Annotated in this window: 10 protein-coding genes and 1 pseudogene; 3 read left to right on the top strand and 8 right to left on the bottom strand. The window is 40.5% G+C overall.

Translation table 11 applies throughout. The features are described 5' to 3' along the window. Nucleotides 1–248: 248 nt before the first annotated feature. The gene (metR, locus tag ACE3G9_RS13665) at nt 249–1,160 is read left to right on the top strand and encodes an HTH-type transcriptional regulator MetR (protein WP_417879049.1); all 912 of its coding nucleotides are present in this window, start codon (nt 249–251) and stop codon (nt 1,158–1,160) included. Between the two features lie 324 nt (nt 1,161–1,484). Here the strand turns inward: metR and ACE3G9_RS13670 are convergent, their stop codons facing one another. Together ACE3G9_RS13670 and ACE3G9_RS13675 are read right to left on the bottom strand one after the other, a co-directional pair. Next, a complete protein-coding gene (locus ACE3G9_RS13670) occupies nt 1,485–1,679 on the bottom strand; it encodes a DUF4250 domain-containing protein (RefSeq protein ID WP_027697251.1) in 195 nt (64 codons plus the stop codon). 101 nt (nt 1,680–1,780) lie between these two features. Next, nucleotides 1,781–2,455, bottom strand: coding sequence for a hypothetical protein (locus tag ACE3G9_RS13675; protein ID WP_417879050.1), 675 nt, complete (start codon nt 2,453–2,455; stop codon nt 1,781–1,783). 211 nt (nt 2,456–2,666) lie between these two features. Here ACE3G9_RS13675 and ACE3G9_RS13680 point away from each other — a divergent pair, with 211 nt between their 5' ends. Beyond that, complete coding sequence (locus tag ACE3G9_RS13680) at nt 2,667–5,012, top strand: YgiQ family radical SAM protein (RefSeq protein ID WP_449219423.1); 2,346 nt, start codon at nt 2,667–2,669, stop codon at nt 5,010–5,012. Between the two features lie 228 nt (nt 5,013–5,240). After that, complete coding sequence (locus ACE3G9_RS13685) at nt 5,241–6,143, top strand: 1-aminocyclopropane-1-carboxylate deaminase/D-cysteine desulfhydrase (RefSeq protein WP_449219429.1); 903 nt, start codon at nt 5,241–5,243, stop codon at nt 6,141–6,143. A gap of 119 nt (nt 6,144–6,262) precedes the next feature. On the opposite strand, the gene ACE3G9_RS13690 is transcribed toward ACE3G9_RS13685, so the two are convergent. From ACE3G9_RS13690 to ACE3G9_RS13715, 6 genes and pseudogenes are all read right to left on the bottom strand, one after another. Beyond that, on the bottom strand, nt 6,263–7,102 hold the full coding sequence (locus ACE3G9_RS13690) for an isopenicillin N synthase family dioxygenase (RefSeq protein ID WP_417879052.1): 840 nt from the start codon (nt 7,100–7,102) through the stop codon (nt 6,263–6,265). 337 nt (nt 7,103–7,439) lie between these two features. Then, nucleotides 7,440–7,862, bottom strand: coding sequence for a prolyl oligopeptidase family serine peptidase (locus ACE3G9_RS13695; protein ID WP_449219424.1), 423 nt, complete (start codon nt 7,860–7,862; stop codon nt 7,440–7,442). A 270-nt stretch (nt 7,863–8,132) separates the two neighbouring features. Then, nucleotides 8,133–11,948 (bottom strand): cellulose synthase subunit BcsC-related outer membrane protein, encoded by a 3,816-nt coding sequence (locus ACE3G9_RS13700; RefSeq protein ID WP_449219425.1) that lies wholly within the window; start codon nt 11,946–11,948, stop codon nt 8,133–8,135. Then, nucleotides 11,936–13,054: a cellulose synthase complex periplasmic endoglucanase BcsZ gene (gene bcsZ / locus ACE3G9_RS13705; protein WP_449219430.1), complete on the bottom strand. Its 1,119-nt coding sequence runs from the start codon at nt 13,052–13,054 to the stop codon at nt 11,936–11,938. Before bcsZ ends, ACE3G9_RS13700 begins: the two co-directional genes overlap by 13 nt. A gap of 83 nt (nt 13,055–13,137) precedes the next feature. Next, entirely contained in the window at nt 13,138–15,471 is a 2,334-nt protein-coding gene (gene bcsB, locus ACE3G9_RS13710; protein WP_449219426.1) for a cellulose biosynthesis cyclic di-GMP-binding regulatory protein BcsB, read from the bottom strand. A gap of 1 nt (nt 15,472) precedes the next feature. Continuing rightward, a pseudogene (locus ACE3G9_RS13715) lies at nt 15,473–17,038 on the bottom strand (glycosyltransferase family 2 protein); the annotation flags it as partial. Nucleotides 17,039–17,145 lie beyond the last annotated feature (107 nt).

The following is a 17,145-nucleotide window of genomic DNA, read 5'->3' on the forward strand; positions in this document are numbered from 1 at the left end:
CTACCTTATAATTTTTCAAGCGCGTTATTCGAATCGTTGTAATGATGCATTACCACTACATTTATCTGTCTAGATGGCTAAATAATCGAGCTTTGTAGCAACATGAGCAATGTCTATTCATTCACAATGATTATGAATTTATTTCAATGCACAACAACAAATAGCCATCTAGACGTTTACAATCACAAAATAAAGGAGTAATTTTATTAAAAATTCTAAAGGAAAGTTTTTCATCATGAGGATGAGTAATGATAGAAATAAAGCATTTACGGACATTGTCAGTCTTACGCGATACAGGCTCATTAACCGCTACCGCGACTGCACTGCATCTCACCCAATCCGCCCTTTCTCATCAATTGAAAGATCTTGAATCTCGCATTGGCGGTAAATTATTTCTGCGTAAAACCCGCCCAATCAAGTTCACTTCTGAAGGTGCAATCCTTTTAAAAGTGGCCGATGAAGTGCTGCCAAAAATTGCCCGAGCGGAAAATGATATCGCGAGCTTAAAAGAAGATGTGAATGGCCGTTTGCACATGGCAATCGAATGTCACTCCTGCTTTCAATGGCTGATGCCAGCATTAAAGGAATATCAAATTGCATGGCCAAGTGTCACGCTCGACTTTTCATCAGGCTTTGGCTTTGAACCTTTACCGGCATTGGTGGCTGGTGAATTGGATTTAGTGATCACCTCCGATATTCAACCGCGTTCAGAAGTGCATTATGAACCGTTATTTGATTTTGAAATGCGTTTAATTACTGCCACCAATCACCCACTGGCCGATAAAGAATTCATCGAACCCGACGATCTCGCGGCATTAACCATGCTTTCCTACCCAGTACAAAAGCAGCGCTTGGATGTAGTGAAACATTTCTTACAACCCGCCGGCGTTGAACCTGCAAAATGGAAACAAGCAGACAATACTTTAATGTTGGTACAAATGGTGTCGGCAGGATTAGGTGTTGCAGCATTACCAAACTGGGCAATCAGTGAATTCTCACGACAGGGATTAATCACCAGTAAACCTCTAGGAAAAGGCTTATGGCGGCGTTTATTTGCCGCGACTAGGCACGCAGAAAAAGATAAACGATACTTGCAGGCGTTTTTTAGTACGGCGAAGCAGCAGTGTCAGAGTCATTTGGATGGGATAAAGATGGTGTAAGCGTAGCTCGGTGCTCGGGCGCTTCGCTTCTCGTGGCTCGAGGGGGTTCTTTTTCAAGTCACGAGCAACGAGACTCCGAGTACCGTAAGTTGATTCATCAAAAAGATAAGTGATTTAGCGAGGCTCGTTGCTAGAGCGCTTTGCTTCTCGTAACTCGAGGTAGTTCTTTTTCGAGTCACGAGCAACGAGATTCCGAGCTACGTAAATTTATTCATCAAAAAGATAAGTGATTTAGCGGGGCTCGTTGCTAGAGCGCATCACTTCTCATAACTCGAGGCTCTTCTTTTTCGAGCCACTAGCAACGAATTTCCGAAACTCGAAAACTCACCTCGCCTTAAACTGATTCGTCAGTGGATCGTATTGATAGCCAAGCACATCAAGCTTACCGACCAAGTCTTCTACATCCATTTCATACATGGTGACTAGCTCTTCAAAACTGTCGCATTCTAATCTTAGTTTTTCGTTCACAATACCGAGTAGAATAATGCTATCCCAACGTTTTACATTGCTTAAATCCATCTGATTGCTCCTTTAGAAAAGTCACAATCTAAGAATAGTTGTTGTTTGAGATAAATTCTGTGATGAAGCAAAAATAATCGTTTTCGAATAAATCAAGTTATTTAAAACAATAATCCAGCAAAACCTACCATCGCGGCTAGACTCATTACTAAACCAAGCGCAGGTTGTACTTTAGTAATGGTTTTCTGAGTAAAGATATGCCAGCTTGAAGCGACAATTCCCAATAAGATCAAACCAAAGCAGCCGACTAAAGACCAAATGGTATTGTGCAAGTAATTCAAACTATATTGCTGGGTTTGCCATAATACCGCTAAGCAAATCAGCATCGCGCCGACGATACCTGCAACAGGCAATAAACGGTGGAATGCTTGCAAACGTGTACGAGCAAAAGTTAGTAGTACATGGCTTAAACCTGCACCTAGGAACAACATGGCAAACAGCATGAACAAACCTTGCGGGCGGTCTGAACCTAGAATGAAAAACACGTTATAAGCCAGCGCAAACCCATTGGCGACTTTAAGTAGCCAAAGTGGGCCTGAATCGCGAGTTTTGCTGACTTTTACTTGAGAAAAGAAAGCCAGAATTAAAATACCAACCGATGCTAGTGGCCAAAATAATGGGCTAATTGCCAACCATGCTACCCCAATAACAGGGAATTGCTTATGAATGCGTCCGCGCTGACCCGGGCAAATTTCCCCTTTAAGCAACACCATTAACAACACACATTGAGCGCCAAATAACATCGGCGGAATAACATTTAATAAATACGAATACATTAGGCTGGATCCTAGGGGCTGTTGATCTAAATAGTTAACTCGCTGCGGACTCTACCAAAACTCATCACAAAAATCTTGGTGAATCCGCAATTTTCGATAATGCCTTAACCCCTATATAAATAAGGGCATAGAATGAAAATAGTTTACTTTTATCCTAGTCGATCTTGGTCTTAATCTGTATACTTTGGCATCCCAAATTAGAGGTCATTTTATGTACAGCGACATTCAACAATCCACCAAGCCAACACCTATCGACCAGTATCCAAAGTATTGGGCGGAATGTTTTGGTCCTGCGCCTTTCCTACCGACCAGTCGAAAAGAAATGGATGCACTTGGTTGGGATAGCTGTGACATTATCATTGTAACGGGCGATGCTTATGTTGATCACCCAAGTTTTGGGATGGCGATCATCGGTCGATTACTGGAAGCACAAGGCTTTCGTGTTGGCATTATCGCACAGCCAAAATGGGATAATAAAAACGACTTCATGGCGTTAGGGAAACCGAATCTATTTTTCGGGATTACCGCTGGCAACATGGATTCAATGATCAACCGTTATACCTCTGATAGAAAACTTCGTCACGATGACGCCTACACGCCAAATAACGAAGGGGGCAAACGCCCTGATCGTGCTACTTTGGTGTACTCACAACGTTGTCGTGAAGCTTACAAAGAAACCCCTATTGTTCTAGGTGGCATTGAAGCAAGCTTGCGCCGTATTGCCCACTACGATTACTGGTCAGATAAAGTTCGCCGCTCAATATTATTTGATGCCAAAGCAGATATTCTTCTATTTGGTAACGCCGAACGTGCCTTGGTTGAAGTGGCCCATCGCCTTGCCAACCAAGAATCAATCAGCGAAATGACTCACATCCGTGGCACCGCAGTGAACTTACCTGCGGTTCCAGAAGGCTACACGGTCATTGATTCTTCACGTATCGAAAAACCAAGCAAAGCCGTCTTCGTACCAATTAACCCGTATGAAGTAGAAAGCAACTGCGATACTCAATCTAAAGATCAGCAAGCGGAAGATGCTCAAAAAGCGCAGGCACAACCGATTGAAATTCAGCCGCAACAGATAAAGTTAGATCGCAAACCGCGTCATGACTCAAAAAGCACCGCGGTTCGCTTACCACCGTTTGAAAAATTAAATAACGACCGAATTCTATATGCGCACGCTAGTCGTATTATGCATTTGGAAACGAACCCATATTCAGGCCGCGCTTTGATTCAAAAGCATGGTGACCGTGAATTATGGGTCAACCAGGCCCCTATCCCGCTTTCAACAGAAGAAATGGATTTTGTGTTTGGTCTACCGTATGCACGCCGCCCACATCCAATGTATGGCAAGGCAAAAATTCCAGCCTACGATATGATTAAAACCTCGGTAAATATCATGCGTGGTTGCTTTGGCGGTTGTTCATTCTGTTCTATCACAGAGCACGAAGGTCGTATTATTCAAAACCGCTCGCAAGAGTCTATTTTGAATGAGATGGAAGACATTCGCGACAAAGTACCGGGCTTTACTGGCACAATTTCAGATCTTGGTGGCCCAACGGCGAACATGTACCGTTTAGGTTGTTCCGATCCAAAAGCGGAAGCTAACTGTCGTCGCCCATCTTGTGTATTCCCGGGTATCTGTAACAAGCTGAATACCGATCATCAACACACCATTGATTTGTATCGCGCTGCACGTAAAGTGCCGGGGATTAAGAAAGTGATGATCGCATCTGGCGTTCGTTATGACTTAGCAATTGAATCACCAGAATACGTGAAAGAGCTGGTTACTCATCACGTTGGTGGTTACTTAAAAATAGCACCAGAACATACTGAAAATGGCCCGTTAAATAAAATGATGAAGCCGGGGATGGGGACTTATGACACCTTCAAGCAAATGTTTGAAAAATACAGTGCAGAAGCGGGTAAAAAACAATATCTGATCCCTTACTTTATCTCGGCTCACCCGGGTACTGAAGATGAAGATATGTTGAACTTGGCACTATGGCTCAAGAGCAACAACTTTGAATGTGATCAGGTACAGAACTTCTACCCATCGCCAATGTGTAATGCAACTTCAATGTATTACTCAGAAACCAATCCATTGAAGCGCGTTAAATACAAACAACGTGAAGATGTGCCAGTTGCTAAAGGTGAACGTCAGCGTCGCTTACATAAAGGCTTATTGCGCTATCACGATCCAGCTAACTGGCCGATGATCCGTGAAGCGTTAATTAACATGGGTAAAAAGCATTTAATTGGTGATAAGCCAAGCTGCTTGGTACCGGCTGAAGATGCCGCCGATACTTTAACGCCAGCGCAACGTCGTAAATCAGGTCGTCATGGCGCTAACCGTTTTGCGACGAAACACACTGGAGCTAAAGGTCAGCCAGGTTTAGGTGGTGAACGTCCACAAGGTAACGGTAAATCGACTGGTAATAACAAAAAACCAACAGGTGCTAACCGTAAACCTGCGGGACAAAACAAACCAAATCAAGGCAAAAACACTGGGTTTAAGGGGAAGCCAAAAGGTAAACCTGCGGGTAGTCGCGCAAGATAATACGAGAAACGTAACTCGTATTTCGAGCACTTCGCTTCTCGTTACTTGAAAAAGCAAAGCGTCGTTCGAGTACGAAAAACGAAAATTCTGTCATCCCGGAAACGAGGGACGAGTTATCCGGGATCTATATACAACGCGCTGTAAATAGATTCCTGCTCTCGCTAAGGCTCGGCTGGAATGACGAAATTATATGGCCTTTCTCTCGCTGTACGGGATGACGGAATCAAGATGAAGCTAACCAACACCCCCATCACCCAGCACACCTTCAACGGTCATCCTTTTTATCTAAAACGGGATGACCTACTTCATCCAGAATTTTCAGGTAATAAAGCCCGTAAATTTATGGCGTTGCTGGAAGATGACTACCCTAACGTCACCACACTTATTGGTTATGGCTCTCCTCAAGCAAATTCGTTATACAGCTTAGCTGCACTGTCTAAACTCAAAGGTTGGCAATTAGAGTTTTATGTTGACCATATTCCTCGCTGGTTAAAACAAAATCCGGTGGGTAATTATCAAGCTTCATTAGCATTAGGCGCAAAGCTCATCGAGGTTACCGCTCTTTCTTCCGATCTTCATCCTAGTGATTACATTAAGCAAATTCGTCAGCCAGACGAACAATGTTTATTTGTTGAAGAAGGCGGTAGAAGCCCGATTGCTGAACGCGGCATCAAACAATTGGCACAAGAAATTATTGATTGGAAACGCTCGCAAAACATTAGCGTCTTAACTGTTGCGCTACCATCTGGCACCGGAACCACTGCACTGTATTTAACCAAGCATCTCACGAAACATAATATTGATGTGATCACCTGTGCCTGTGTTGGCGGCCAAGAGTACTTAACCCAACAATTTGATAGTTTAAATGAGCCTTTGCACCCTAAGATTCTCACGACAGATGGAAAAGCTAAGCACCAATTTGGTAAGTTATATGCGCAAGACTACCAAATCTGGCAACAATTAAAGCAACAAACCCAAGTTGAATTTGACTTACTCTACGACCCATACATGTGGCAATGTTTGCAGTACTGGCGAGAAGAAAACCCCAACAAAGCACTATTGTATATTCATCAAGGTGGCTTGCTGGGTAATGTTAGTATGGTAAAGCGTTATCAACGGAAGTTTATCTAGGCCGGTCTTTTTTAAGCTAAAACTACCAATATCCAAGTAATAAAAAACCTATGGCTTCCTCCTTTCAGATTCCATCATAGGTTTTAAAGGTATATATCCAATTAACTTTGAGATGTAAGTTAAATTACCCCTAATTCTCGTAAACGTTCCATCAAGTAACTATGCGCGGTATAACGCTCAGATAAAACCACATCAGGTTTTGCATGTAAGAACAATGGCAGTGAAATACGTGACTTTTCTTGACGTTCACCTGTTGGATTAATCACTCGGTGGGTGGTCGATGGGAAATAGCCACCCGATGCTTCTTGCAGCATATCACCAATATTAATAATTAGATTCCCAAAGTCACAAGGCACATCTAGCCATTCACCTTCTAACGTTTTCACTTGTAGTCCAGGCTCGTTAGCTGCCGGAAGAATGGTTAATAAGTTAATGTCTTCATGAGCTGCCGCACGAATAGCACCAGGCTCTTCATTACCCGTCATGGGTGGGTAATGAAGAATACGCAATAATGTCTTATCGCTATCTTTGATCATCTCAGACAAAGCAATAGAGAACTTCTCTTGTACTTCTTGTGGCGCATACTGCTCTACCCAGCTTAGTAATTCTTGTGCGAACGAATCTGCACGTTGATAGTAATCTAAAATCTGGGCTTTCAGTTGCTCAGGTATTTGCCCCCAAGGATATACATGAAAGTATTCTTTAATATCTTTAACACTATGGCCTTTTGCCGTCTCAGAAACAGACGGAGGAAAATAACCATCTTGAGTATCAGCATTAAAATGAAAATCATGTTTTTGCTCTGATAAGAAAAACTGTTGCCAATTTTCATAAATAGACTCAACCAGCTCTTTAGAAATTGGGTGATTTTTTAATACACCAAAGCCTGTCTCTCGTAGAGATTTAACAAATAACTCAGCAGCATTATCAGCTAGATAATCGATTGTTTCTAATTTCATTACAATTGTATTCTATCAATAAGAAAAGATGGCCGAATTCTAAGCAGCGACTCACATAAAAGCAATCGATTGGTAACAAAAGGTATAAATATCCCATTCCCATAACGTGATATTCACTGCACATTAGCAACACTGAAGCAGTTATTGCGGTCAACAAACCACCTCAGAAAATAGCAAGTACGACGCTTAAATCATTTAGCAAAAAAAGATTACTCAAACCCTTGTTTAGCTTAGTTATCACTAGGTAACAAGAGGCTAAATTATCGATTATGTTTAAACAAGCTCTAGCCAAGCAGCCCCCCCAGCATTGCACTACATGCTTAATTTTAAGCCCCTTTCAATCATCGGTTAAAGTATTCGTTCGCGCAATTCCATGTGGCTCACGTTGGAAAATAAGTAACTCGTAAGGAACGCCATGATCATCTAGTGCACTAGTAAATTTCAAACTATCGGAAATTGATACTGATTGCTCTTCAGTGGTATGAAAAAGAAAACCCGGAGACGTGTGCAGCCCAACATTATAATGACAAATCACTGTCGAAATCATCTTCGGAGCATCAAACTTCTCACGGAGAATATTCTTTAAATTAGATTCGATACTTAATTTCATCCAATCTATGGTGATCATTGGATACGCCAAGACTGGCGCGTTAGCTTTATGCTCTTGTCCTTCTACACTTCCCAACTTCTGATACTCTTTTCGATTCCACAAAGTACCAACACTCGAGGGTAAATGCTCACCACCTGGTAAACCACCCACTGCAATTTATCAGGATGAATATTGTATTCTTGATGATATTAACGAACATGAGCCATCGTTTAAAAGCGATGGCATAGGTTGAAGAAATGCAGCATATTCTTGAATGGAATAACCTAGGATAAACACATTATACCCCTTGGTTAAATAAGAAAATACCACCGGATCAGACTCCTCTTCTGATAGAAATTTATAGTCGCCACCGGGGAATATAATCACTGCTAATACACGACATATTACTGCATCGAATATCCCTGGCCTTAATTCTAGTAACTAATCAAAATCAGCGTATAGTGTTAGTGGATTGACTGGCATTTCTACAGGTTGCCAACGGTCATTAAAGGTATACCGAACATATAACAATCCATGGTTTGGTTCATAAAAGTCTGAGCGCTGAATATCTACAGCTAAACCAATGTACCATTGTTTACTCACTCGCTTTTCCATCACTGCTTCCAATGAATAACCAAAACCGCCCCCTTTTTCTGTTTCTCCTGTTGTGTCGTATAAGGCATCTTCTTGTGACCAAGAGTTCGAGATTGAGCCTCTAAGAATATATGAGAAATCATTACTTAAACGTTGATACCAATTAACAGGAAGTGATAATGAAAAATACTGTTGTGGACTATAATACCCCCCATAACCGTAAGCATACTCACTCAAATTTTTATCGTAATGAAAATACATTGCGTTCATACCAACGCTTAAGTGCCTATCTATTTCAGTGACCAATTTCCAATATGTGCCACCAAGTACACCTACACGCGTATTATCCTCAACCTTCACACCATTTAAGACATGATATTGAAGACTAGACCAAAAACCGACAGGGCTGCCGATATCATAACTTCCGCCTAATTTAATCCCGGTGCTCATCACGTTACCCCAATGCTCACCAGTATGGGTGCTATCCGCTTTCATTTTATCTTCATTTTTCGTGGGGGTTAATGTTGGAACCTCCATACCACCAAAAGACAAAGTACTGCTAGTTTCAGAACGACGAGAAAAAGTACTCTTCCAACCAAAGTCGCCAAGATCACCAGAAAGATTTACCCCCCCTACCCAAGTCTGAGAATCAAACCCAATGGGTGTGGTACCAATATCAGCCGACCAAGTCTCTGCTTGCCAACCCACACCAAACTCGATCCCTTTTGATTGAGAACTGAAGGTAGTATTACTACCCGTCCCAGAATCTTTATTAAAGTAATCTAAATCTCCCGAATCTAACGACACCATATCGGTACGGATCAACAGATGCCCATCATATTTCGGCATAGGTATTTTAATTTCGACAGGAATTTGTATGGCACTATTTTCATTATCACGGCCACTGTAATCTACGCCAAATTCAATATAGCCATCATTACGATCATTGATTTTATCAATATCTGACTTCACTCCACGAGTGAGCCAGTTATCTTCAGCTTCATCATACAATTGATGTAAATCTTTTTGCTGTGAACTCCTTTTTTGAGTTTGATCTTGATTCGTCGCGTTATCGCTTAATAACGCACGATAACCTAACGATTGCGCCAAAGAATAATCATTATTAACCATTGCAACATTCATACTGGTACGGAAGTCTGAAGCTCCCGCATCACTTTTCGTCAATATTTTCTGACTTAATTCTAGTGCTTGTTGAGTTTGCCCTTGCTCATTCATTACGTCAGATAACTCAGCGGTTTGGTAGCCATTTAAAGACTCACGGTGTTGATAAAGTTGTTGCGTCACCGATTGTTTCGCCGCATTATTTCCTGTCGAATTATAAATATCAATTAATGCAAATTGAGCTGTGATTGCATTATCGCTATGGCTGGAGGCTATTGGTGAGTATAAACTTTCAGCCTCATCATAATGCTTATTTAACCATTCATATTGAGCCAGTAGCATATCTCTTTGTTGTCGATAATTAGCAACATCCTCATCAGAGCCTACAGGTTCACTTAATTGATTTTTCCAAGCCTCAAATTGGTCGTAACTTTTTAAGTTAAATAGTAATTGGCCATAATCTAGTTGTGTTTGGTAAGACCACGAAGATTGAGGAGTTAACTGCTGAACATCATTAAGAGCCTCATCGACAAAACCCAAGTTGTATTCCATTTCAATTAAACGGACTTCCGCTTGTGGCTGACCTTGGCAGTCCAATAACATCTGATCGATTTTTACTTTCGCTGTAGTGGGATCATTCTTTATCAATTGAGATAGTTGCTGAAAAGCGAAATCTATCTTTAGTCGCATTAAGTTATTATCAATTGACGAAGTGCGTTTTTTAGCAGGGATCGCTTTAAGTACGTTTATTGCATTTTCCGTTTGGCCATAACGGGATAAATACAATGCATAAGCAAATTGGGATTCCACATCTTTATTTTTAGACCATTGTTTCATCAACTGGTTTGCTCGAGCAGGATCACCTGTCGTTTGCAATGCATCGGCAATGGATGCTTTATCCCACGGAGATGCTGGCGGTGCTTTTAAAAGTTGATTGAGTTTATTCGTTGCTGTTTGGTTATCGCCTTTTGTTAAAGCTTGTTGTACTTCAGCTAATAAAACACTGCTGTATAAACTGGATATTTTATCTTGCACGACACTCTGTTGGTTAGATGTATAGCTTTTAGAAAATTGATAAGCGGCAGCGTTACCTTTTTGTTGAACACGAATATCGATTCTGCCAGCAAGTGCAGTCTCATTTAACGGTTCTTGTTTCAAAGCCATTAAATAGTCACGCTCTGCCTCTGAATATTGATTTTTGAGCAATGCTAATTCAGCTAGTGAGTTATACGCATAAGGATTATCTGGTTTGAGGTCTACCGCTGCTTGATACGCCTTCTTAGCCTGTGCATATTGCTTTTTCTGCATCAGCAAATCGCCCTTATCTAAGTTTGCCCAATACTCAGAGACCGTGATTAAAGAGTCCCATTTATCAGTTTGACGTATATTAGAATCATATTGTTTTGCTTTTTTAAAATAGCCAACAGCTTGGGTTTGCCGTCCTGTTTTCATATACACAAAGCCTAAACCACCTAAGACTTCAGAATCGTTAGGTCGGGTCGATAACGCCGTCAATAATTTAGGTTCTGCTGTTAAATATTGGTCAGCATCAACTAAAGCTAAACCCTCTAACTTTGCTCTATAAGTAGAATCTTTAAGTAGTTCTTGCTCTTTTTTAAATCTTTTTTGAGCGTCCACGTAAGCATTTGCGTATTCTTGATTGCCGGGAGTATAGCTACTTAAGATGGCATACTGCTTCACAATATCCTTCGTGATATAATTATCATTTAAGCTATTTAGCCACAATGATGAGGCCGCATCACTGGTTGTTGGATTTAACGTTAATTGTTGAATCATCTTTAATGCAGCAAGGTCGGAAGGCATTTCTGATAATGTATGCCGAGCCCATGTTAATTGAAACTCTGGTATCCCAGGATAATCTTCATTTAATTGAGTTAAACCATCTTGTACCTTTTGCCAATTATCAGGATTTTTATCTTGAATAAGCAAATAATCTAACTGTAACCCTAGCGTCGGCATTCCATCAGGAAAAATCTTGTCATAAAGTTTTAATGCTTCTGAAGAACGACCTGCATGTGACAATAATTGCGCCTTTTGGTAGTCATTTCGATTCGTTAAATAAATTGATAAGTACGAGGCAAGCTTTAGGGTTTCTTTTGCATTAGGAGCCTGAAATTGCATTTTTTGCAGTATTTCTTGTGCCTTATCAATTTTTTTATTTTCAACAAAATACAATGATTGATACCTTAAACCTTGCAGGTTATTAGGTGAAATAGCAAAAAGACGTTGTAATGTGGCTTCTGTGATATCTGGTCGGTGTAATAATTGTGCATAAGTTAACTGATTAACCAGCCACTCTTTCGAATTTACTGCCGCTAGATCTGTTGAAAATTGAAAAGATTGATTCATGATGACCGCAGCTGATACGGACTCTAACGCCTGAACCTTTTCACTATAACCAAGACTGGTTAATGCAAAGCTTGTAGCCAATAACGGTATTGGCAACATAAGCTGAACAGGTAACATAAGCTGAACAGGTGGTTTTCGATTATCCTTTAACGCATGGACTATTTTTGACATGCCGCAACCCAATTTGGTATAATCTTACCTTCCATATCAAATTGATAGCGACCATTTTGCCAGCCCTGAGCAAATAACGTTAATACACTTTGGTAATAACTGCCTTCTTCAATGCTAGATAAATTCTCTTTAGTTTTCACAGAAAAATATTGCGCTAATTGTGTTTGCTTAGACGACTGTAATAATGGAATTATCGCAGCAGTGATGCCTACGCCTCCATTACCTTCATAATTACCGGTAACTGTATCGAGCGTTTCTGGCATCGCTTTATCTTTCTTTAAAATATCAATCAACGGCTGCATTTTTGTTATAATCGCTTTCTTATAAGGGCTGTTTTCAGGCAACATTCCAGCCCATAAATAGGTACGAATTGCGTTATAACTTCCAACACCTTTTGTCTTCTCATCGATTTGGAGACCATCAGGTGTCATCTCTACCCAATCAGGACTAAAGCCTTTTTGTATACTCTCTAATATAAGTCGATTACTTGTATCGACTAGTTCTTGCCATTGATAATCAAGGGATAGAGCTTGCATACGAACAAGTAGTTGCAATGGCGTATAACTTGGATTTAAACGAACATGATCATGCTCTAAAATAAATCCATTACGCCCCGGTAATAATACTGTGCCGTAATTTGAAACCTTTGTGGTCTCCTCATGTAAAATACGTATTGCTAACAAATATCCTAATGTTTGGTAATAATAATTATTCCATACACGCCCAGCTTCCACCAAGCTATAAGCTATCCACAAATCAGAATCGGAAGCCGTATTATTATCTAACACTCCTTGCTCACCAGTAGGCAACGTTCCCCATAGCCAAGCGGGTAAACGAGCGGTTAAATCTCCGCCAGACAAATACTTTTCTGTCCAGTTCAACATACTCGAAAATGCTTTTTTATCATTGGCAACCAAGGCAAAAAACAGACCGTAAGATTGACCTTCCGACGTGGTAATATTACGAGGGTCGCTATCGTCAACTACTCGACCACCTTCTACGTAATGATGCTTAAAGCTATCCCATAATGACCATTGGCATTGTTCTGCTGATATGGATAAGCGTGCTGATATGTCGTGTTTAGTTTCTGCCTCATTTTGTTGCATGGTTTCCGTCGTTTGCTGTGTTTCTGCTTGTACAACAAAAGGGCTTAATAACAAAACAATTAATAGAGTATGAAAGTGCTTCATTAATCTTCATCCTTATTTTCAACGCGACGACTTGCAATACGGCGTAAAATTCTCCACAACGTCACCGTCATCAACACCATAAAGAATAACGAAGCTATCACCATTAATTCTGGGTGTTGAGAAAAGTGATACATGATTAATTGCCAGACAGGTAAGCTCCCCACATAGTAATGCTCGCCGACATTGAAACTTGCCACACTATTTTCTCGAATACTGACGACCGATCCAAACATGGCGTTAATTTTACCGGAATCATTCAGCGCTTTATTTACTAAGCTTAAAGATTGAGATGTATCACCTAATATGTTGACAATAGTATGCTGCGGATCAAATGGAGATTGATGACTGGTTATCGCGGCAAATTTACCAGTGACAGACATCTCTACTATATCAGCAGGGTGTGAATTTTCATTCGAAGGATCAACCCAATTTTTTCCTTGTTGCTTCTCGTTTTTACTCGGTAATTGACTAAAGCGAATACCATTTTTTAATAGCATATTGGGTGTCGGTTCTTTCGCACCATTTTTTAAATCAGGTATAACCCCAATAGCTAAAATATCTTTACCCTTTAATTTTTCTTTCGACCAAGAATCAGAAACATCAACATTGACTGCCGGGTAACCCGTATAGGAACCAAATCGTCCCATCATATTGATAAACATTTCAATTTCATTATGTGTTGGCTTTTTCGGTAATACTGTCACCGTATCGGATAAATCGGCCATTCGTGTAAATGGAAAGCCTGAATTAGCAAATGCTCGCATATTCGGCATCTCGATGTAGTGTGGGAAGCCCGAAAAATCAATTTTTGAATCACCATCAATTGTTGCATATTGCTTACTTGGTTGAGTCGTTTGACAAACCGACGTTCCAGCCGTTGCCGACGAAAAACCAAATTCAAATTTGAGATCATTACGGCTACCAACTTTAAAAGCTGGAATTCGGACCTTATCTCCGGTACCTAGCGCCCCATCATCCAATAAAGGTACTCGTAACCGTGTCTCATGGTTCGATTCACCTTTAGTATTTAAATTAAATGCTTGAACAAACTGGTTATTAATACTCAGGCTCATGCGAGAACCTGAATTATCCGTTTGAGGTGGGGAATAACGATAAGCAAGATCAAATGGAATTCCTCTGCTTTGCCAAGTAAACAAGTCCGGTGGTAATCTAAAACTTACAAACATAGGAGGTGGCGTTTGCCCTTCTACTTGTAAGCTATTTTGATCTTTTACCATTTCAGATAAAGCAACGGGTCGACGAGTACTGATCCAGTTAGGGGCATCGTAAGGCTGTCGCGGTGCAATTTGTGTCATACGCGTAACTTTAGCGACAGGGCCCGTTAATAAATGCTGACCAAAAGCCAAACCTTTAACCGCTTGTTCCAAATCTTTACTATCTCTACCGCTGATCACCAGCAATTTTACATACGGTTTAGTCGGATGAGAGATAACTTGTAGATAAGGGCCATCAGAATCAGGATAATCTTTTAAAAATTCAGGTTTATTATTATTAGTAATGAAAACAATTGCATTCGTATCCGGCGCTTTGTCACGTATTACAGGAAAACTGGTTTCACGCCATTGCGCAAGAGAACCAAAATAAGACGAAACAATCCCAGCAGCCTTAATTTCATTTAAGTCGATATTATTCCCAACCACCATTGGTAAAGTTAATGGGTTCGTGTCTCGCTCGTCAAAAAATGGAGCCGGTAACAGACTTAAATCATTATTCAATTGTGTTTTTTGAACTTTAAGTGTCACTTTACTTTCTTGGCTAATCTCAGCCCAAATACTGGCATTATTAGGATCACTACAAGTTTGACTGGCGTTACCAATTAATTCGAAACGCATTTGATTGTAATTACTAAATAACCTAGCATCTAAAGGAATCGTAGCCTTCACTCTCTTCCCTTGACTACCATCCGTAATTGAGACTACCCCCATAAGCTCATTATTAAAATAAACCTTCACATGCGAAACTACCGACAAAAGAGCGGGAGACGGAATAAAATCAAACGATAGGGTTGCTTGTGAAATTATCTCATCTAAACGGGATCCAAACCCCACATAAACTTGGCTTTCACTACCTTGCATTCGAATAGATCTTGAATAGCCAAGTTGATTAAATTTTAAAACTCGTTCTTCTACCTTAGGCGAAATTTTTGGTGTGACCACTATCGCTGAATCACGAGCAGAAGAGTTGGTTGATATCGTCGCATTTATTGAAGATATTGGAGAATTGTCTGCAAATGTACTGCCTGACCATATCGCACTGCCACACCCTAGGCTCACTATATAAGCAAGCATTTTTACTTTATTGTTCATCCACATATTATTCGCTCTTTAATTGTGCATTTTGTGGTTTTAATGAATAGATCAGTCTCCAAACATTCATCACTGCTTGGCTAAACACCCGAATATAAATGGGGCCGTTAAATAAAATTCGACGGTACCCTTCTGCACCGATTTGTAATACTCGATACATACTTAATAATGGTTTATCTCTTTTATAATCACTTTGCCATTGTGCCCAAGTATCAGCACGAGCAAAGGTACACTGAACATAATCGATTTGTTGTTGAGTATCTAATTCTCGTAATTGCAAACCAATCACTTTATCTTGGTTATAAATAACCTGCATCGGAAATACATAAGATTGCTCCCCTCGTTGTAGGACAACACTTAACTGGTACCCATATTCAAGATTGACAGATTCCGGTAATTCAACCCGAATTCCCCCTAAAGAAAAATCTTTCATAATGCATCGGATCATATGGCCTGACTTAAGCGTTAAACTCATAGGAATAGCAACATTAACACGGTGATTTTTACGTATTTGTTTTGCTTCTTCAGCAACAGCTACCGCTCCACCTAAAATCAATAAGTTATAAAATACCCAAAATAAGTTAACCGCGACACTGCCTAACTCTGCTGTCGGTCCATAAAACAGTCGGTGAATACCAAATCCAACACCCAGCACATTTAAAAAAACCAATGCAAGATAAGGTGCCGAGATTCCCCAGTCATAATGTTCCTCTTCAATTAACCCACCTTTTGCAGTTACGTTGAAAGTACCTTTATGTGGCGCAAATAATGCGATAGTCGTCGGCCGGGCGATATACCATGATAAAACAGTCTCATATACTTCCCCCCAAAAAGAATGGCGATAGTCCCCTTGCATCCGGGAGTTTGTCATACTCGAATGCACCATATGAGGTAATACATATAAAATAATGGCCAAAGCAGGAGCAAAGATGATGTAAGTATGCAGTAATAAAAAAGCCAAAGGAGCGAGCAAATACACTATCCGAGGGATCCCGGATAAAAAGTGCAGCATTGCATTGGCATAACATAAGCGCTGTTGCCACTTTAACCCTTTGCCAGTAAGAGGATTATCCAACCGGAATATTTGCGCCATCCCTCTCGCCCAACGGATGCGTTGCCCAATATGTGCTGATAATGTTTCTGTCGCCAAACCAGCTGACAGCGGTTTACGTAGATACGCAGAACGATAACCTAATCGATGCATACGCAGTGAAGTATGAGCATCTTCAGTAACGGTTTCAACGGCAATGCCTCCTACTTTTTCTAACGGTTCTCTACGAATAACAGCACAAGAACCACAAAAAAACGTACTGTCCCATAAATCATTACCATCTTGGATTAAACCGTAAAACAAGTTACCTTCGTTAGGTACATCCCTGAAATTCGATAAATTTCGTTCAAATGGATCTGGCGAGAAAAAATGGTGCGGAGTTTGAATCATGGCTAATTTAGGATCTTTAATAAACCATCCCATAGTTAGCTGAAAGAAAGCTCGAGTAGGAATGTGGTCACAATCAAATATCGCAACAAATTCACCAGAGGTTTGCTTCAAAGCGTAATTAACCTGAGCTGCGGATAAGAAATGAACTAAATGCCCAAGTCGCGATCAGATCGTTTATCTAGAACTATCAATCGCAAGGACTTGGGCATGATTAATTTAGAAGCTATTTACACTGATGT

Source organism: Vibrio sp. E150_018 (genome assembly GCF_053544035.1).